Raw genomic sequence first — 19,050 nt, forward strand, 5'->3', positions numbered from 1 at the left:
GTTAAGTTGACGAGTTAACCGGTTAACAAGTTAACTCGTCAACTCGTTAACTTTTTTTACGCCGCTTTAGAGATATACCTCACCAGGCTCCGCTTTGCAACGGGTAGCAACGTTTCACCAATAGGGAAGGTCAGTTCCGTTTCAATTGAGTATACCGCCGGGTTAGGAAGGTCTTTGTTGTTGCGTAACAATTCGGCTTTGATGTTTTCATACGTATTCACGATACTGCGTTCCCACTCGTTCACATATTCGGTTTTGATGGCGCGGTATTTTTCATCGTGTTTTTCAAAAAAGCTCAGCCGGTATTGATACACCAGTGTTTGCCGGTACGAGCCTTCACTTAAAAAGAAATACCCTTCATTGGTATCGAGCGGTACAAGCCCTACCGGAAATATATTCAGCTTATCTTCTACAAATTCATAGATCTCTGTGCCGCTGCTAATGGTTGTCTTTAGTTTATCGGCAGAGAAATTGATTATGTCTTCCAGTTCCTGCATCAGTTCATCATCTTCGATGATCTGCTCATAGAGCAACTGCAGCTTTTCTATTTGAACGCCGGAAAGCTTTTTGGGGAATTGTTCCTGCAGGAATTTCTTGTTTTCTTTTAATGCCTGCAAATTGTTGTAATGGAATATTACATCCGATAATTGCGGGTACAATTTGGATTCATTAAAATAGCTGGTAACCTGTTGCAGATAGGCGAGAAGCGTATATTTCTTCAACTCGAAATCAATATAGCCTTCGGCAAACCAGGTTTCTGAAAGCGTCTTCATTTGATTACGTTTTAGGTTTTAGAAAAAGGCCGGTGCTGTCACTTAGTTCTGCAGGCAAAATAATCAGGTTTGTCGTTATAGTAATTTACAAAAAAAAGACCATGCCAGGAAGGGCGGGTTTACATATTTTCCGTTAAATGGTATATAAAGTAGTGCTAAGCTGGCGCCAGGGTCAGTTTCCATTAAAAAGGAACCCTCCTTATGAAAACGCAGGTTCTTTTAACTTATTATACAAAAAACAAACCCCGTTCAGGTTAAGCCCGAACGGGGTTGATATTGTGGACCGTGTTACGGTTGCAAACCGTGGCACGGTTGAAATTATAATGCTCTGTCAACCGAAAAGTTCTCCAGTTCTTTCGCTACCGCATTCAGGAAGGTTGAACCGAGGGCGCCATCGATGATGCGGTGATCGTATGACAGCGACAGGTACATCATGTGGCGGATGGCAATGGAATCGCCCTGATCTGTTTCTATAACCACCGGTCTTTTCTTGATGGCTCCTGTAGCCAGTATGGCTACCTGCGGCTGGTTGATAATGGGGGTGCCCATCAGGCTGCCAAAAGTTCCTACGTTAGTGAGCGTGAATGTGCCGCCCTGGGTATCGTCGGGACGCAGGCGGTTATTACGGGCCGCATGGGAAAGGCCGTTCACCTGTTTGGTAAGTCCAACCAGGTTCAGCTGATCGGCATTACGAATTACCGGAACGATCAGGTTACCGGAGGGCAGTGCAGTGGCCATGCCTATATTGATATCTTTTTTAACGATCAGTTTATCGCCATCGACGCTGCTGTTAAGCCAGGGATACTTTTTAATGCAACGGATGATGGCTTCAATGAACAGCGGCGTAAAGGTTAGTTTTTCGCCTTCCTGTTTTTCGAATTCCTTTTTAACCTTTTCGCGCCACATTACCATATGGGTAACATCGCATTCGGTAAAACTGGTCACATGCGCGCTGGTTTGTTTACTGCGGATCATATGATCGGAGATCAGTTTGCGCATGCGGTCCAACTCAATGATCTCTACATTTCCGCTGTAGGTTTGTATATGGCGCTCAGTTTCCTGAACGGGCTGTGCGGTTTGAACCTGTGGCAGAATGGTAGGTGTTGTTTCCGGTACTTTATTGGTTACCGTTGATGTAGCAGTGCTGCTTCCGGCTTTACCGGCCTTTTTATTGGCTACATATTGCAGAATGTCTTTTTTGGTAACGCGGCCTTCGATGCCGGTACCGGGAAGGCTTTCCAGTTCGCTCAGGCTTACACCTTCACTGGTGGCAATGTTCAATACCAGCGGGGAATAGAAGCGCGACCCATTTTGGGAAGAAGAGGGGGTGTATGTTTCGGTTGAAACCGGCTTATGGTTCATGTCAGTGGCCAGCGGGCGGTTCTCCGATACTTCAACTGCCGGGCTTGTTACAACCGGTGTGTTGGTAGTAGCCGGTTCTGCAGCACCTGATCTGATTCGTGCCAGCACTGTACCAACCGGAACTACATCGTTTACATTGAAAAAGGTTTCTTCAATTACGCCTTCAGCGATGGAGGGCACTTCGCTATCCACCTTGTCGGTGGCAATTTCAAGAACGGCCTCGTCCATCTTCACCGTTTCACCGGGATGTTTGAACCACTTCAATATGGTGGCTTCCGTAATACTTTCTCCCATTTTAGGCATCACCAGGTCAACTAGAGCCATATGCAATTGCAGATTTTTTTCCCGGTTCATCTAATTCGCCGGGATGGTTTATGCTTTCGGTTTCTTCGACCGCCTTCGCTTTTCGGCAGGGCGGTCTGCCTCTTTTCATCAGTGCCATAACTTTTTGCCATGACAGTGAAACAACCGCCTGCGCTAACGTTTCGGCGGTCAGGGGCTGCGAACTTATTAATTAATAAGCAGAACGCATCTTTTCACTTCGTTTGGGACTAAAAAAGTTCAGCCACCGTTGCGAAGATAGGGATTTACTAACAATCGTTTGCTTTATGCGTTTTCTACTACAAATTTCCGCAATAAATTCAAAGCCTGTGTTGCGGTCATCTCAATATTCCGGTCGCGATCGAACCGGAACTGAAATTTTTGGGTGATCAGTTTGTTGCGATCACCCGCTGCCACCCAAACCGTTCCTACCGGTTTTTCGGGCGAACCGCCATCGGGCCCCATGATTCCCGATACGGCCAGCGTATAATCGGTGTTCAGCTTCGCCAATGCACCAGCCGCCATTTCCTTTACCACTTCCTCGCTTACGGCCCCTGCTTTTTGCAATGTTGCGGGCGATACTTTCAGCTCTTTGATCTTTACCTCGTTATCATAACTTATTATGCTGCCTTTATATATGTTGCTGGCGCCGGGATAAGCAGTAATAAGGTGGGCAATATAACCACCTGTACAGCTTTCTGCAGTGGACATTGTTTTGTTCTTTGAACGCAACAGGTTGCTCAGCGCCAGGGGCAGCGACTGGTCTTCATCGGTAACAAGCCATTCCCGTACCAGTATTTTCAGTTTGTCGAATTCGGTGTTCAGTTCTTTTTCGAGCTGATCACTGTTGGTGCTCCACCCGGTAATGCGCAACCGTACCATGCCATAGTTGGGTAAGTAGGCCAGCTTCAAATGCGCAGGCAGGCGTTCTTCCCAGTCTTTTATCATTTCAGCAACAAACGATTCGCCCACACCGGCGGTAAGCATGGTGCGGTGACTGATAAACGGCATCGTGAACGTTTGTTGCAGGCGCGGAAGCACTTCATTGATGATCAGTCCCTTCATTTCATGCGGCACACCCGGTAATGAAACAAATACTTTGCCTTCTTTTTCAAACCACATGCCCGGCGCTGTGCCGCGGGCATTGGGCAGTACGGTGCACACATCGGGTACCTCTGCCTGCTTCAGGTTGCGTTCGATGAGCGGACGGCGAAAAACCTCTTCAAACAAATACACCACGTGTTTGCGCACATCTTCATTCACCACCAGTTTGCCGCCGAAATATTCGGCCAGCACCGGTTTGGTAATATCATCGGCGGTAGGGCCGAGGCCGCCGGTCATTATAATAATATTGGTATCGCGGCTTTCTTCATTCAGGGCGCGAACGATCTCTTCTTTGCTATCGCCCACAGCCACTCTTCTTTTCACCCATACGCCGGCTTTGTTTAGTTCCTGTGAAATGAAGGCGCTGTTGGTATCAATTACCTGGCCTATCAGCAATTCATCGCCAATGGTTATTATCGAGGCTACAATTTTTTCCATACCGGTCAATTATCGCAAATGTAGGTTAATGGCGTGAAACGTGAAACGGCAAACGGTAGCGCGGCTTACGTCGGCAATCGGCAAACGGCAAACCTTAGCGCGGCTTGCGGCTTGCGGCTTGCGGCTTGCGGCTTGCGGCTTGCGGCTTGCGGCTTGCGGCTTGCGGCTTGCGGCTTGCGGCTTGCGGCTTGAATTTCGGCGGCGCAAGGTCGTAAATAAATCCCGGATTTTCGTGAGCCCTTTCACGTTTCACGATTGCTTGTGGCTTTTCATTAATTTGCCAAAATGAAGAAGCTACTCTTTTTGTTACTATTGGCACAGGCGCAAACAGGCATATCGCAAAATATAGCCACCAGGCTGGCAACAGCCATAAAACATTTTGAAGCAGACGCGCAGGTGCGGCATGGCATAGTTAGTTTGTATGTTGCCGATGCGCAAACGGGCAAAACGGTATATGCGCACAATGCGCAGATCGGTATGGCTCCTGCCAGCACGCAAAAGATCTTTACGAGCGTGGCTTCATTCGATCTGTTGGGAAGCGCCTACCGCTACCAAACGGTGCTGGGTTATGATGGCCATATTGAGAACGGTGTTTTGAATGGTAACCTGCATATTAACGGTTATGGAGACCCCACATTGGGCAGTTGGCGCTGGAACGATACCAAAGAAGAAGTAGTTACCGGCAAAATAATGAATGCGCTGAAAAAAAATAACATCACAAAAATATCGGGCAATGTGGTGCTGAACGATGCCGCTTTTTCAATACAACCCACACCCGGTGGCTGGATCTGGGATGATATCGGTAATTATTATGGTGCAGGTTGCTGGGCCATCAACTGGCACGAGAACCAGTATGACCTGCAGCTGGAACCGGGAAAGAAAGAAGGCGACACTACTAAAATTGTAAAAATAATACCCCATTTAAAGGAAGCGGCGCTGTATAATACCATTACTACCGGAAAACAGGGGAGCGGCGACAATGGCTACATTTACCTGGCGCCTCATTCGTCGATGGGCTTTACCGAGGGTACTATTCCATTGGGGAATAAACCCTTTGCCATTTCCGGTGCTTTCCCCGATGCACCCGGGCAGTTTGCCGATGTGTTGGAACAATTATTTTCAAAACAGCAAATAAAGGTGGGTGGTGTATTTATAACTTATAATAGTTTAAGAGCGAATAAAAAGGAATGCACACCCATGCAGCACACATTGACCACCCTGTTGTCGCCACCGTTCGATAGCATTAATTACTGGTTCCTTCGGAAAAGTATAAATCTGTATGGCGAAGCGTTGATAAAAACGATCGCCCTCGAGAAAACCGGTTTTGGTTCTACCCAAAAAGGCGTTGAACTGGTGCGCACATTCTGGAGTGAGCGCGGCATCGATAAAGGGGCGGTGAATGTGATCGATGGCAGTGGGTTAAGTCCGCAAAACCGGGTAACAACCCATGCAGAAGTGAAAGTGTTGCAATACGCCAGAACGCGTAGCTGGTACAAAGCTTTTTACAATGCCCTGCCCGAATACAATGGGATGAAAATGAAAAGCGGTTCCATTGGCGGAGCGCGTGCTTTTGCAGGTTATCATACTGCAAAGGATGGCAGGCAATACGTGTTCTCGATCATTGTAAATAACTATGAGGGATCGTCGGGAGAAATTGTTAAAAAACTATATTCGGTATTGAACGTTTTGAAATAAATATCAGTTTGTAGCTGAACCACAAACAACAAACCATAAACTAGAAGAATTGTTTCAACTTGTCGTATAGTTGAACAGGCATCGTGGTCTTCTGCATGCCGCCGGCAGTTACAAAATAAAGAACTATGCGGCCCACCGTCAACAGTTTTTTGTTCTCGTTATATACTTCATGATGGAATTCGATCCGGTGATCGGCGGGTAATTCTTTGAGGGTGGTTCTGATGGTTAGCAGGTCGTCGTAATGTGCGGTGCGTAAGTATTTACAATGGAGTTCAACAACGGGCATAATAACGCCCATAGCCTCCATATCCTTATACGTAAAGCCCAGTTGGCGGATCGACTCTGCACGGCCTACTTCAAAATACTGGGCATAATTACCATAGTAAACGACGTTCATCTGGTCGGTTTCGGCGTAACGAACACGGATCTGGGTTTCTGAGATAAACATATACTAAGTTGTGTCTTGAGTGGTTTCAGGTGGTTTTGTGGTTGAATCGGCAAAACCTTAGCGCGGCGTATGCGGCAATCGTGAATCGGCAAACGGTAAACCTTAGCGCGGCGTACGTCGGCAATCGCTCGAAATTCGAGCGGCGCAAGATCGTATATACATCAGAATAATCGCGAGCCATTGACAATTCACGATTGCCGATTCACGACTGACGTTCTATTTTCCCATTGCTCCATCGATACTATACTTGCCCGGTCCCATTAACAGAATGCTGAAAAAGCCGGCCAGATAAAGAACGGCAACTTCATTATCGCCGCGAAACCCTTTGTGGATCATGAAAACGGCTACTAAAAATGTGATTACGACCGGAATGGTCATAATACGGGTAAACAGTCCCAATACCACAAATACGGCACAAAAAACTTCAGCGAACAGAACCAGCATCAGCGAGGGCATGTGGCCAATGTGTATGGGATCGGGAAAACTGTTTTGTCTTTCTGCAAAATGCTTTAGTTTGTCAATCCCATGGTTAACGAGGAGTAACATGCCGAAAGTGACCCGTAAAATCAACACGGCAATATTGAACGAGGTTTCGGAACAGGCGGTGCTCAATAGTCTTTTCATGAGTTCGTTTTTAGGAGGCTCAAAAATAGGGTATTTGTTTTTTTCACATTTAGTATTAAAAAGAATTGTTAATCCTGGTACTTATCCACATCTGTTTGGAACGATGTTTGGTTGGAGGTAAATAATTTAGAACCTTTACCTTGTTTTACCTATCACCTTAAGGACACTTTGAATGAAAAAAACGACAGCCTTCATAACCCTTTTAGGTCTTTTTCACTTTTCTTATGCGCAGCAAACCCGTGTAATAACTGATCCCCAGGCAACTTTCAAGCACGCCAAAGAATTATATCAACGCGAGCAGTACAGTCTGGCATATCCTTTATTAAAGGACCTGCAGTTGCAACAAACTGCCATCGACCGTAGCAGCAAGGCGATCAGCTACCAGGAAGTTAAATACTACACTATAGTGTGTGCGCTGAAGCAAAATGAGGAGGGCGCGGTATTAAAGGCACGAAAATTTATAGATCAGGAAGATAATGCGGCCCGGGTGCAAATGATGAGTTTTCATTTGGCCGAATATTATTTCCGGAAAGACGATCTGGCACAGGCTGCATCCCTGTACGAAACTACCGGCATTGCGAACCTGAGCAATCGCGAAATAGCGGATATGAAGTTTCATCAGGGGTATGTATACTTCACTTTAAAGCAATTCGATAAGGCCAAACCGAAATTCGATGCCATCAGGCAGGATAGCAGGGACCCCAATTATTTCGATGCCAACTACTACTACGGTTTTATTTGCTTTTACGAAAAGAAATATAATGACGCGCTTGCCGCTTTTACCATCGTAGAAGATCATCCTAACTATGGCCGGGTAGTGCCGTTCTATATTGCAGGCATCCATTACTCGCTTGGTCAAAAAGAAAAAGCGCTTCAATATGCCGAAGCAAAACTCAAAAGAGGCAACCTGCATTATGATGTGCCCATGCGCCAGATGGTGGGACATGCCTATTTTGAGAAAAAACAATTTGACAAAGCCCTTCCATACCTTGAAACATATGTTAACAAAGCCGATAGCGTAAAGCGCGAGGATATTTACGAGTTATCGTATTGTTACTATGAGGCTAAGAACTGGAACAAAGCCATTGAAGGGTTTAAACAGATCGGCGGAAAAGAAGATTCGCTGGCGCAGAACGCCATGTACCTGCTGGGCGATTCCTATTTGAGAACAGGCCAGAAAGCCAATGCGCGTAATGCCTTCCTGATGTGCGCCCGCAACAGCAGTAACCAAAAACAACAGGAGGTTTCGCAGTTCAATTATGCCAAACTCTCTTACGAACTGGGTTACCAGGACGTAGCGTTAACCGAGTTGCAGGAATTTCTGACCAAATACCCCCAATCGGACTATAATAATGAAGCAAAGGAATTGCTGGTGAACATGCTTGCCAGCACCAATAACTATAAAGATGCACTGGCTTTACTGGAAAGCCTGAAAACGCCATCACCCAACGCACGGCGTTTGTACCCGGTGGTACTGCTGGGCCGGGCTACTGAAATGATAAATGATGGAATGCTGGTGACGGCCAACGACCTGCTAACCAAAGCAGAAGCCGATGCCAATAACACATCGGTATTGCCCCAGATCCAGTTTTGGAAAGGGGAGATCTCATACCGGTTGAATAAAGTCGATGATGCCATCCGCTATTTTTTCGAATATTTGAAACGCCCGGTTTCATATATAGAGGTTAACCCCAATAATGCCAATTACAGTCTGGGTTATTGTTTTTTGAAACGCGAAAACTATAACCAGGCCCTGGGATTCTTCGAAAAAGTGGTTGTCAATCCGAAGATCAATGCCAATCCGCTGGAGCAGGACGCTTACGTTCGCAGTGCCGATTGTTATTATATGAACCGCGATTACAAAAAAGCCCTCGCGATGTACGATAAAGTGATCGGTTATTCGTGGGCCGCAGGTGACTATGCCACTTTTCAAAAGGCCATGATCACGGGTGTGAGCAATGAAAAAGAGAAGATCACCCTGTTGGCCAGCATCAGCCGCCGTTATCCGCAATCGAACTTATCGGCCGACGCCAATATGGAAGTGGCCACCACCCATATTGCTGCTGAAAATTTTCGCGAAGCCCTTCCTTATTTAAAGAATGTTGTGAACGATCCGGTTTCTTCATTGAAGCCAAAGGCCTATTTAAAAATGGGAATTGCCTATTACAACCTGAACAACGATAACGAGGCGTTGAAGCAATATGCAACCGTTTTGCAGCAGTTTCCCAATTCAACCGAAGCGGAAGCTGCGCTCGAGAACTCCCGGATCATTTATGTTGAGCAGGGTAAAACAAGCGAATACGTAGCATTTGCCCGTTCAATGGGTAAGGAAATTACCACCAACCAGGAAGATGAGCTGATGTATCAGCAGGCAGAAGTGCAATTCAATAATGGGAACTTCCCCAGTGCAGCCAAAAAATTTGAGGAATATCTTGCCCGGTTCCCTGAAGGCAAATTTGCGCTGGAAGCATTGTATTATAAAAGTGAAATTTATTATAACCAGAAAGACTGGAAAAAAGCTGCAGACGGATATGAGAAGCTGAGCGAACTGGTGCCCAATAAATTTGGCGAAAAAGCATTGCTCAACGCAGCCCGGCTGAACTTCTTTGAATTGAAGAATTACGAAAAAGCAGAAAAGTATTTTATTAAACTGAAAGATTTTGCTACTTCGCAGGAAAATAAACTCGAAGCCATGCGCGGATTACTGCGAAGCCAGTTCCAGCTGCAAAAATGGAACGATGCCGTTACCAATGCCAAAGACCTGTTGAACCAGAAAGGTATTGGTTCCGATGATAAAGTGATAGCCAATATGGCTATTGCCAAATCATTCCACACATCAAATCAATGCGATCAGGCGATCAGTTATTACCGTCAGGTAGTTTCATTGAATAAATCGGCTTATGGGGCGGAAGCCCGTTACGGAATTGCTCAGTGCTTCTTTGTACAGGACCGCTTGTCAGATGCCGAAAAAGCGGCATTCGAGGTGGTGAACAAATCAGGTTCTTATGAAGTATGGGTAACCAGGGCTTATTTGTTACTGGGTGATATCTACCTGAAACAGAAAGATTATTTCAATGCAAAAGCTACGTTCCAAAGCATTGTAGACAATGCCAAACTGGAAGACGTGCGCCAGGAAGCGGATAAGAAATTGAAACAAACCCAGGAAGAGGAAAGAAAGAACAGTAAAGTAGGAGGGTAAGGATGACGAATATTGAACTGAAGAACATCGAATGTTGAAGTATAATATAGTTTCGTTATGTCTTTTGCATTTCACTCGACATTCAACATTGGACATACGATATTCGACATTGAACATTGGATATTCGATATTATTAAAAAGAACATCGTTTTCAGATGAATAAACAATTTCGAAAAACAGTTTTCTTTATCAGTGGTTGCTTTTTTGGTGTTGCTGCAGCACAGGCACAGGAGCCCAATAAAGGGAAAACCATCGATGTAACCTCTACATTCAAACCGGTATTACGGGAAGCTTCAAAGATCAATTTCAATGCAACCGAGCCTGCAGTCGACACCACAAAACCCAGGCTCAATTACAATATTCCGGCGCAGAATTTATTTTTTACCTATCAGCCCGCAGGCGTACACCCGGTGGCTTTGAAGGTTGATTCAATGAATGCCTGGCAATCGAGCAATTACATAAAAGCGGGTATAGGTAACATTCATCAGCCATTTGTAAAGGCAGGCTTTAGTTTTGGCGATGGCAGACAAACCTTCTTTAACCTGTTTGCCAATCACTATACGTCGAAGGGCGAATTGCCTTTTCAGAAGAACAGCCAAACCAGTGTAGCGGCAGCAGGTACATATAAAACCACAAAGAACCTCGAGTGGAATGCCGGTTTGGGTTTCCGCAGCGATGATTATTATTTGTACGGCTTCAAACCATCTGATCTGCCATATACCAAGGAGGATCTGCGGCAACGTTTTCAAACCATTGAAGGAAAAATTGATTTTCGTAATCTTAGTTCAACCGAGTTTGGGCTCAATTACCATCCCAGTATAAAAGTGAGCAGCTTTAGCGACAAACACGATCCTAAGGGAAGTGAGATCAACACGGTAGTGAACCTGCCGCTGGAAAAGACTTTTGGCGATGATGAGAAGTTTGCGTTCAACATTGGCGCCACAGCCGACCTCACGAATTACAAACGCGACGATAATAACAAGTTAAATATCAAGAATAACTTATACCAGATTGCGACAGCGGTGTCGGTTAAGACAAACAACTTTAACCTGCACGCAGGTATTTTGCCCAGCTGGGATCAGAAGAAGTTTCACATGTTGCCGAATATTATGGCGGATATCACTACCGGCGACCGGCAGTTTACTTTGCAGGTGGGTTGGGTAGGGTACTACCAGAAGGGATCGTACCAGCGTTTTGCATCCATTAACCCATGGCTGGCGCAGCCCGATACATTGATTAATACGCGGGCTATCGATCTGTATGGCGGAATAAAAGGTTCACTGGGCGACCATTTTACCTATTCAGCCAAACTGGGCATAGTTACTTATCACGACATGCCCCTGTTCGTAAACGATTCGATCGATGGCGGCAAATCATTTAAAATACGGTATGAACCAAAGATGAACGACCTGCAATTGCATAGTGAGCTGGGATATACCGTTGGCGAAAAGTTCAGTGCAACGGCCGGTTTAACAATCAATAATTATTTCAACCTCGAGCGCGAAAAAGACGCTTATGGGCTGATACCGGTAGAGCTGAATGCCGCCATTCGCTGGCAGCTGATAAAAGACCTGTTCTTTTACAGTGAACTGTGGGCCTGGACCAAGCCAAAATATCTTACCAAAGATGGCGACAGCTTCAAAGGCGACAATGCATTGGACCTGAATGCCGGCGCCGAATTCAGGATAACAAAGAACTTCAACCTGTGGGTACAACTTAATAATTTGTTAAATGACAGGTACCAGCGCTGGAACCAGTACGAAGTGTTCGGCTTCAGCATTATGGGTGGTATAACTTATTCATTTAATACGAAATAAGGCGGAACGCTTAAGGCTTAAGCTTAACGCTGGTTCCCGTCATGAGTGTTTCCCGATCTGACTAAGGCATTCCGAAATTCGGACTGACACGTTCGGCCTTCAGCGTTTAGCTTTTAGCCTGGCCTGGGGATAAAGGTTTTAACATGTTTGTGCTTCCATTACCGGAAATTTTTTGTTCTTTGCAGAAGTAAACAGAATATTATGAATAATGTGCTGGTAAGTTATCTGCTTCAACATAAAAGCATCAGTATTCCGGGACTGGGTTCAATGTATATTGAGCGTATCCCTGCGCAGACTGACTTTGTGAACCGTCGTATTCTGCCACCTGACTATCATTTTCGTTTCGATAAATATTTCGATGCTCCCGATAAAGATTTTTTCACCTACCTGGCAAAACAACAGGACATTGCCGATTATGAAGCCATTAAATGGTATAATGAGTGGGCATACGAGCTGCGGAGTAAATTGCGGGAAGGACAGAACGTAGAATGGGCCGGAATAGGCACGCTGAAAAAGGATATATCAGGAGAAATCGTATTCGAATCTGCAGGCCGTATTCCCAGTTTGCAGGAGCCAACGCCGGCCAACCGGGTTATTCATACCCATAGCCAGCATACTATGCTGGTGGGCGACCAGGAAGTGACCCGGAAGATCTCTAATGTCGACACTAACAGCCCAATTTCAGATAACAATAATGTTATATCCGGTGATGAGCAGGTGCCTGATTATCCACCCTATCCGGAAGAGCCGCCTAAAAAGCGGGGCTGGTGGATCTTCGCACTGGTAATTGTCGCCCTGGCGTTGACGGTGATCTTTTTCAGGGTATATAAAAACGGCTTTGTAACATCCGCAGCAGGTAATCAGCAGCGGATCAATGCAGCGCCCTGATATTTTTCTTTTAAACAACCTGTTTCTTTCTTTTCTTTGCAGGTCATAAATACCTGATGTCATCACCTATTCATTATACCACCTGCCCTGCCTGCGATTCGTCAGACATTCATTGTGTATTGGCATCAAAGGATTTTACGGTATCGCATAAAATGTTCGAAATTTGGGAATGTGCCCGTTGTACCATGCGATTTACCCAGGATGTACCACAACAGGATGATATAGCCGCTTATTACCAGTCGGATAATTATATTTCACACAGCAATACCAGCAAAGGACTGGTGAACAGGTTATACCACCGCGTGCGAGAACGTAGTTTAAAAAATAAAAGAAAATTAGTACAGTCGTACACCAATGCCGAAAGCATGCCCCGCCTGCTCGATGTTGGTTGTGGCATTGGCGCCTTCATGGACCATATGCGGCAGCATGGCTGGCTGGTTGAAGGGGTTGAGCCCAGTGAAACCGCACGCAACCTGGCCGTAAAACAATATGGGCTGTACGTTTATCCGCCCGATAAGTTCTTCGATAAATCTTTCGGTGATTTTGATATCATAACCATGTGGCATGTGCTCGAGCATGTGCACCTGTTGAACGAATACATGTACCGGCTGAAAGAGCTGCTTCGTCCGCAGGGCACCCTGTTCATTGCCGTTCCCAATTATACCAGCTACGATGCCACCAAATACGGAGCGCATTGGGCGGCGTATGATGTTCCCCGCCATCTGTATCATTTCTCGCCCGATTCAATGCGTTTACTGGTTGAAAAGCATGGGCTGAAGTTAAAGGCCGTAAAACCCATGTGGTTCGATAGCTTTTATGTAAGCATGCTGAGCGAGAAATATAAATCAGGTAAAGACAGTGTGTTGAAAGGCGGTATTATGGGGTCAATTTCTAATATCAATACGCTTTTCAATAAGGAGCAGTGTAGTTCGTTGATCTATGTTGTTTCGAAATAATGCCGGCAATCGTGAAACGTGAAACGGCAAACGTGAAAGGCTCAAACACGCGCCTAACAGCTATTTTAAAGCTAACTATATTCGGAATTTGCTTACACTATGCAGCCTTGTAACCTGAAACCTGGAACTGGCTTTCCCGGTAACCGGAAACTGTTTACCGGTACCCGGTACCCCTGCAACCTGTAACGGTTCCATAAATACCTAAAAGTTCAAAGTTAGTATTGGGCTCCTGCTATTGGATCTTTATCTCGTAAATGAACGGCCATCTTTTTCCTGTAACAAGTATTCTATTGTTGGCGCTATCATAGGCGATGCCATTCAGCACATCGGCGCCGGGGCGCAGGGACGAGGCTTCCCTTTGCAGATTTTCCAGGTTGATACGGCCGACTACCATTCCGGTGCCGGGGTCAATTTTCAGAATATAGGACGTTTCCCACTGGTTGGCATAAATGTACCCGTTGATATACTCCAGTTCGTTGAGGTTGGGAACAGGGCCGTTGTTATCGGTTACCCGTAGAATATTCAATAATTTAAGCGAATCGGGGGTAAGGTAATAGAGGTTGCTGCTGCCATCGCTCATGATGAGGCTGGCAGAGTCATGCGTTAAACCCCAGCCTTCTTTGGCAGGTAGTTTGAATTCGCCGAGCTTTTTAAAAGTATTGGCATCGTATATAAAGCCAACCTTGCTGGTCCAGGTAAGCTGGTAAAGTTTATCATTAAAAATAGTAATGCCTTCGCCGAAGTGTTTTGTTTTATCGAGCTGCACTTTGGTGGTCACCTTGCCGGTTTTCAGGTCGGCGATACCCAGTTCGGAAGGGTAGGGGCTTTCGTCGGCATTTCCGCCTGAGCTTTCAAAAAGCTGCCCTTTATAGAATTCAAGCCCTTCGGTGAAATAAGATGTGTCGTGCGGAAATTTATTGACCACGGCATATTGAATGGCAGGTGGCGGCGGCGCAGCGTTATTGCTGGTGTTGTCAGTGTTGTTTGTGCCGGCTTCGTTACAGGCAGCCAGCGTGGTAAAGAGAACGATAGCTGCAATAGATACTTTCTTCATAATAAAGGGAGTAAGCTGTCAAAAATACGATCGGAAAGATAAGTAAAGCTGACAGAATAATTAATTTTTGAATTTATTGGGATTTACGGGTAAGGCGGTTTGCGCGGGGGCAATATTCCGGTAACGTGACAAACGGGCGGGCGCAGAATTTTGAGGGTTTAAACAATTCCATTTGTTTTGTACCTGTTCTGTGCGTTCATATTTCGGGTTACACGGTTATTGCCGAAAATGACACGGTTATTGTCGAATCAGCACGAATATTAAAAATAATTAGTGTCTAATGATAAATGCGATAGTTTTGAATTGTGTAATCAGCGCAGACCATTATCGATTAATTACCCCAACCCAAACGACTGTTTTATGAGCAGGCCTTATTATTATTTGTTTTATCCTCACGTAAGCGATCTTCCCTTGAAGCCGGATATTTCTTACCGGAAATAATACAACGATGGTGCCATATTGAAGGTATTCCGCTTTGATTTTCAAACGCGAACTATGAATTCTATGTCTATACGGCAGATACTGGGTACTGCATGTACCATACTTTTGGCAAATTTTATTTCAACAACTGCTTATTCGCAGGAGAAAGGATCATTGGAGATAGATTCCCTGAAGGCTAAAGTTACCGGGCAGGTTAAGAGAGAATTGTCAGGTGTATAAGGGCGCTTTCGGTTGCCTGCAACTGATACACTATCGCCATTAAAATTAGTAAAAGCACAAAAGGGAGAACTGAAAGGGATGCTGACTGAACCCAAAGCTATTCAGCAACAATTGGTTTCAAAGATCGGGAATTCAGGGGACTTTAACTTTACCAAAAGTGATCGGGGACTGGGCTAGGCCTCTACAATTCGAATCAATCACATTATCGGGCAAGAGAACATTAAATAGCTCTTCTACAAACCCTGGACATAGTTTTGAACAACGATTTGATTTAAGGTTAATAGATCGTAAAACCTATTACGTATTTCCCAGGGAGTGGAATAGTCATAAGTAAAGTATCATGCAAAAGCGCAGAGCTATGTTATTTTACAAGTACAGAATAAGTATGAATTAATATTAATTTAATTTTATGAGCGGATCACTAATACCTATCACTGATGAAATGAGAATGATCTTTAAGGGTCATTATAATGGGACTATAGAGTCTCTTCAGATTATATTAACTTCTTTAAAAGAAAAAGAGTATAGCAAAGCGCAGGCCGTAAGATTGCTTCGGGCCGAATTGGAGTTGTCACTAGTTGATGCTGATAGAATTGTTATGAACGCTACCGCATGGAGTGATGGGAAGGACGGAAATGAAATGTTTCGTGAAGCATTTATAGATGCTGTCACATCTGGTAAGTCATTGGACGAGGTTGGAGGATCTGATACAAATATGTTATCAAACGAAAATAAGGGATTTATAAGATCAGATGGCGAATGAATTAGTTGAAAAGTTCACATAAGTAACATTCACATAAGAAAGCCAGGCAACAGCCTGGCTTTCTTATGTGCAAGATGAACAGCAGTAAATCGACGGTGGAAACCAGTGTTAACAACAAAAAGAAGCTCAACATTATACGGAATGTCGGAACATAAAAGCAGAGGCAACCTGAGCGGAACGCGGATATACTTACCTTGGGATATCTGATAATAGGCATACAACGGAAGACATGCGTTCCAATGCAGTATCCCCAGTGATGCGAGTAGGCAATTATCAAAGTCAGCGAGCGACAAATTAGTGGGATAATAAGACGTAATGCGGCCGAAAGCATTCACAAAATCAAGTGCCGAATGGTTAGAACGAGCAAACTTGTAAAGTTTATTGTTGGAGCTAAAAGCCGACCCTCTTAAGAGGGCTACTTACTTGAGCATAGTTCGGAAACAGTGAAAAGTAAGAGGAGCGTAATCAATGGAAACATATAATAAGCAAGTACATCATTTTGATCAAACCACCATCTATCGAACATTGCATTCGGTAGTTTAAGTAGACCGTGAGGGGTAGTATAAAGTTCTTTATGATTTAATTGATTTTTAGAGATTCTAAAGTTTGGCTGTAATATTACTATTAGCGAAGTATACGATTACCTGAGGAAACTTATTTTAGATACATCGGTCATGTGCAGTCAAATATTTTTGGTTGTTTAAGGGATTGTTGCAAAGGTAAATCAGAATAAGCGGTACCGGGCAACAATTTGATAAACGTGCAGTTTTAGAAATACACGTGTCTATTTGGGCAATAAGTGTGCAAAGAGAAATGCTTCAACTGTATTTTTTACAATTTTTTTACTCCCTGCTAAAAAATAGTGAGCAAATTTTGCACATATTAGTTTTTTATCTGAAATTAGAACCGCGATATAAAACCAGAACTTGCCATTTTGAATGATCCCAATCATATCAGATCGCTCCAGGAGCGTATTGCTTTGTATGAGGATATGCAGGCCTATCATGCCTTGTATGACCTCTTCTTCACCAACCTCCATCGTTTTTGCTTTTCTTTTGTAAAATCATCCGAAGCCGCGGAAGAAATTGTTTCTGACGTATTTATCAAATTATGGCAAATCAGGAACAAACTGATGGAGATCGCCAATCTGAAAGTATACCTGTACCAGATCGCTAAGAATTTCTGCCTTAACTATATTACCCGCCATTTTAAAAACCCGGTGGCCAGGCTCGATGAAATCGATATCGAAGCCGTCATCAGTCTCGATAACCCAGAAGAACTGTGCATTTCCGCCGATATCATAAATACTATTCAACAAACCATTAAACAACTGCCGCCGCAATGCCGGCTTATTTTCCAAATGGTAAAGGAAGATGGCATGCGCTATAAAGAGGTGGCCGATATTCTTCATATTTCCGTTCTCACCGTTCGCAACCAGGTGGCGATAGCAGTAAAGAAAATTGCAGATACCCTGCCTGCATCTATTGGTTTGCAATACAATCTTAAAGGAACCAGGTAGCGGTTGATATGTTGAAATGTTGACAAAGCCTGCCCCGAAGAAGTCGGGGTTGATAGCGGTAATACAGCGCGAAGTGCGATTTAGTCGCGAGGCCGGGAATTCAGGTCCTTTATCAACGTTATCAACATTTCAACTCCCCCGTCAACCCGTCAACTTTTTTTCTTCCCCTTTGGTACATCTGCCAACAAACCCTTGTCTTAAGAGATACAGCTAATCATTATGACCGAAGAAAGAGTCTGGTATCTGTTAAGTGTACAGCTTTCAGGCGAAGCTACCCCTGAAGAACTGGAAGAATTAAACACCTTACTGCAGCAGCAGCCCGGGTTGGGTTTGCGTGCCGACATTATGCGTAATATCTGGAAAAGCAAACAGGCCCGTGAGGCGGTACCTGCTTCAGCCAGTCGTTATGATAAACACCTGCAACGCCTTAGCAATCACCTGGCACAGCCTGCATTGCAGTTTGATGCCGAGGCTGTTGATGCCGAACCGGAAATGGAGACCGTACCGCAGCGAAGCCGTCTGCGCTGGCTTTGGCTGGCCGCTGGCATAGCCGCATCGGTGCTCGTTGTTTTCCTGGTATTTGCACCCGGCGGTAAAACAGGTGGCAAACCGGTGGCCAGCAACACCATTAGTACCCGGCCCGGTTCCAAATCGAAAGTGGAACTGCCCGATGGTACCCAGGTTTGGCTGAATGCGGATAGCAAACTCACTTATGCCCACAATTTCTTAGGCAATACCCGCGAAGTGACCCTTACGGGGGAAGCGTATTTTGATGTGGCACATGTTAATTCGCCCGAAACCGGGCAAAGGATACCCTTTATCATTCACACCAGTTCAGTTGATATAAAAGTATTGGGAACGGCATTCAACGTTCGGTCGTACCCGGGGGAGAAAACCATAGAAACGGCGCTGATCCGGGGTTCTGTAGAAGTTACCCTGCATAACAATCCCGATAAGAAGATCGTACTTAAACCCGATGAAAAGCTGATCGTTAAAAATGATAACGCCACGATCGTCAGCAACACACCGGCAGACAGCCCTGGCGCTGCAGATAATGTGCCTATGATGACGCTGAGCAAAATTCACCCCTGGAAAGAAGATACCACCACCCACTATGAAACCATGTGGGTTAAAAATAAACTGGCTTTTGAAAACGAGACCTTCGACCGTATGCTGCCCGAACTGGAAAGGTGGTACAATGTTTCTATAGTATTGAAAAATGAATCACTGAAAGGGCTCCATTTTACCGGTGTTTTTGAAAATAAGTCACTGGCCGAGGTAATGGAAGCGCTTAGCCTGGCGCGCGGGTTTCATTATGAGATCAAAGGCGCCGAAGTCATTATCTGGTAAAGTACGAGTGCGCTATATAGAAGTTAACGATTGTGTAACCAAAACGAATGCAATGAAAAATCTAACCTGACTACCGTAA

Annotated in this window: 15 protein-coding genes; 9 read left to right on the forward strand and 6 right to left on the reverse strand. The window is 44.9% G+C overall.

From position 1 onward, the window contains the following. Positions 1–56: 56 nt before the first annotated feature. From A4R26_RS11075 to A4R26_RS11085, 3 genes are all read right to left on the reverse strand, one after another. A complete protein-coding gene (locus A4R26_RS11075; protein WP_081163845.1) occupies positions 57–773 on the reverse strand; it encodes a hypothetical protein in 717 nt (238 codons plus the stop codon). Between the two features lie 318 nt (positions 774–1,091). Further along, positions 1,092–2,459, reverse strand: coding sequence for a dihydrolipoamide acetyltransferase family protein (locus A4R26_RS11080; RefSeq protein ID WP_081163846.1), 1,368 nt, complete (start codon positions 2,457–2,459; stop codon positions 1,092–1,094). A gap of 282 nt (positions 2,460–2,741) precedes the next feature. Further along, positions 2,742–3,998, reverse strand: coding sequence for a CinA family nicotinamide mononucleotide deamidase-related protein (locus tag A4R26_RS11085; RefSeq protein ID WP_081163847.1), 1,257 nt, complete (start codon positions 3,996–3,998; stop codon positions 2,742–2,744). Positions 3,999–4,283: 285 nt separating this feature from the next. Here A4R26_RS11085 and dacB point away from each other — a divergent pair, with 285 nt between their 5' ends. Continuing rightward, positions 4,284–5,693 (forward strand): D-alanyl-D-alanine carboxypeptidase/D-alanyl-D-alanine endopeptidase, encoded by a 1,410-nt coding sequence (dacB, locus tag A4R26_RS11090; RefSeq protein WP_081163848.1) that lies wholly within the window; start codon positions 4,284–4,286, stop codon positions 5,691–5,693. Between the two features lie 40 nt (positions 5,694–5,733). On the opposite strand, the gene A4R26_RS11095 is transcribed toward dacB, so the two are convergent. Together A4R26_RS11095 and A4R26_RS11100 are read right to left on the reverse strand one after the other, a co-directional pair. Continuing rightward, positions 5,734–6,141 (reverse strand): acyl-CoA thioesterase, encoded by a 408-nt coding sequence (locus tag A4R26_RS11095; protein ID WP_081163849.1) that lies wholly within the window; start codon positions 6,139–6,141, stop codon positions 5,734–5,736. 216 nt (positions 6,142–6,357) lie between these two features. Then, positions 6,358–6,765, reverse strand: coding sequence for a DoxX family protein (locus A4R26_RS11100; protein WP_081163850.1), 408 nt, complete (start codon positions 6,763–6,765; stop codon positions 6,358–6,360). A 172-nt stretch (positions 6,766–6,937) separates the two neighbouring features. Here A4R26_RS11100 and A4R26_RS11105 point away from each other — a divergent pair, with 172 nt between their 5' ends. From A4R26_RS11105 to A4R26_RS11120, 4 genes are all read left to right on the forward strand, one after another. After that, on the forward strand, positions 6,938–9,964 hold the full coding sequence (locus A4R26_RS11105; protein ID WP_081163851.1) for a tetratricopeptide repeat protein: 3,027 nt from the start codon (positions 6,938–6,940) through the stop codon (positions 9,962–9,964). 155 nt (positions 9,965–10,119) lie between these two features. Then, complete coding sequence (locus A4R26_RS11110) at positions 10,120–11,781, forward strand: TonB-dependent receptor (protein ID WP_081163852.1); 1,662 nt, start codon at positions 10,120–10,122, stop codon at positions 11,779–11,781. Between the two features lie 201 nt (positions 11,782–11,982). Next, positions 11,983–12,669 (forward strand): hypothetical protein, encoded by a 687-nt coding sequence (locus A4R26_RS11115; RefSeq protein ID WP_081163853.1) that lies wholly within the window; start codon positions 11,983–11,985, stop codon positions 12,667–12,669. A gap of 56 nt (positions 12,670–12,725) precedes the next feature. Continuing rightward, the gene (locus tag A4R26_RS11120; protein ID WP_081163854.1) at positions 12,726–13,625 is read left to right on the forward strand and encodes a class I SAM-dependent methyltransferase; all 900 of its coding nucleotides are present in this window, start codon (positions 12,726–12,728) and stop codon (positions 13,623–13,625) included. A gap of 232 nt (positions 13,626–13,857) precedes the next feature. Here the strand turns inward: A4R26_RS11120 and A4R26_RS11125 are convergent, their stop codons facing one another. Next, entirely contained in the window at positions 13,858–14,679 is an 822-nt protein-coding gene (locus A4R26_RS11125) for a glutaminyl-peptide cyclotransferase (protein WP_081163855.1), read from the reverse strand. 495 nt (positions 14,680–15,174) lie between these two features. Here A4R26_RS11125 and A4R26_RS34880 point away from each other — a divergent pair, with 495 nt between their 5' ends. The 4 genes from A4R26_RS34880 to A4R26_RS11140 all read left to right on the forward strand — a co-directional run bounded on the left by A4R26_RS34880 (position 15,175) and on the right by A4R26_RS11140 (position 18,971). Next, positions 15,175–15,339, forward strand: coding sequence for a hypothetical protein (locus A4R26_RS34880; RefSeq protein WP_165760230.1), 165 nt, complete (start codon positions 15,175–15,177; stop codon positions 15,337–15,339). 409 nt (positions 15,340–15,748) lie between these two features. Continuing rightward, positions 15,749–16,102 (forward strand): hypothetical protein, encoded by a 354-nt coding sequence (locus A4R26_RS11130; protein ID WP_081163856.1) that lies wholly within the window; start codon positions 15,749–15,751, stop codon positions 16,100–16,102. A 934-nt stretch (positions 16,103–17,036) separates the two neighbouring features. Further along, on the forward strand, positions 17,037–17,621 hold the full coding sequence (locus A4R26_RS11135; protein ID WP_081163857.1) for an RNA polymerase sigma-70 factor: 585 nt from the start codon (positions 17,037–17,039) through the stop codon (positions 17,619–17,621). Positions 17,622–17,840: 219 nt separating this feature from the next. Next, the gene (locus tag A4R26_RS11140; protein WP_081163858.1) at positions 17,841–18,971 is read left to right on the forward strand and encodes a FecR family protein; all 1,131 of its coding nucleotides are present in this window, start codon (positions 17,841–17,843) and stop codon (positions 18,969–18,971) included. Positions 18,972–19,050: the final 79 nt, after the last annotated feature.

This window comes from Niastella populi, from assembly GCF_002078015.1.
In the GTDB taxonomy this organism is placed as follows: Bacteria; Bacteroidota; Bacteroidia; order Chitinophagales; family Chitinophagaceae; genus Niastella; species Niastella populi.

What these genes read in the sequence shown, in the direction of transcription:
- A4R26_RS11130 (WP_081163856.1), top strand. Translation starts at nt 15,749, where the DNA reads ATGAGCGGATCACTAATACCTATCACTGATGAAATGAGAATGATCTTT.
- dacB (WP_081163848.1), top strand. Translation starts at nt 4,284, where the DNA reads ATGAAGAAGCTACTCTTTTTGTTACTATTGGCACAGGCGCAAACAGGC.
- A4R26_RS11110 (WP_081163852.1), top strand. Translation starts at nt 10,120, where the DNA reads ATGAATAAACAATTTCGAAAAACAGTTTTCTTTATCAGTGGTTGCTTT.
- A4R26_RS11105 (WP_081163851.1), top strand. Translation starts at nt 6,938, where the DNA reads ATGAAAAAAACGACAGCCTTCATAACCCTTTTAGGTCTTTTTCACTTT.
- A4R26_RS11125 (WP_081163855.1), bottom strand. Translation starts at nt 14,679, where the DNA reads ATGAAGAAAGTATCTATTGCAGCTATCGTTCTCTTTACCACGCTGGCT.
- A4R26_RS11120 (WP_081163854.1), top strand. Translation starts at nt 12,726, where the DNA reads ATGTCATCACCTATTCATTATACCACCTGCCCTGCCTGCGATTCGTCA.
- A4R26_RS11075 (WP_081163845.1), bottom strand. Translation starts at nt 773, where the DNA reads ATGAAGACGCTTTCAGAAACCTGGTTTGCCGAAGGCTATATTGATTTC.
- A4R26_RS11115 (WP_081163853.1), top strand. Translation starts at nt 11,983, where the DNA reads ATGAATAATGTGCTGGTAAGTTATCTGCTTCAACATAAAAGCATCAGT.
- A4R26_RS34880 (WP_165760230.1), top strand. Translation starts at nt 15,175, where the DNA reads ATGAATTCTATGTCTATACGGCAGATACTGGGTACTGCATGTACCATA.
- A4R26_RS11100 (WP_081163850.1), bottom strand. Translation starts at nt 6,765, where the DNA reads ATGAAAAGACTATTGAGCACCGCCTGTTCCGAAACCTCGTTCAATATT.
- A4R26_RS11080 (WP_081163846.1), bottom strand. Translation starts at nt 2,459, where the DNA reads ATGGCTCTAGTTGACCTGGTGATGCCTAAAATGGGAGAAAGTATTACG.
- A4R26_RS11095 (WP_081163849.1), bottom strand. Translation starts at nt 6,141, where the DNA reads ATGTTTATCTCAGAAACCCAGATCCGTGTTCGTTACGCCGAAACCGAC.
- A4R26_RS11140 (WP_081163858.1), top strand. Translation starts at nt 17,841, where the DNA reads ATGACCGAAGAAAGAGTCTGGTATCTGTTAAGTGTACAGCTTTCAGGC.
- A4R26_RS11085 (WP_081163847.1), bottom strand. Translation starts at nt 3,998, where the DNA reads ATGGAAAAAATTGTAGCCTCGATAATAACCATTGGCGATGAATTGCTG.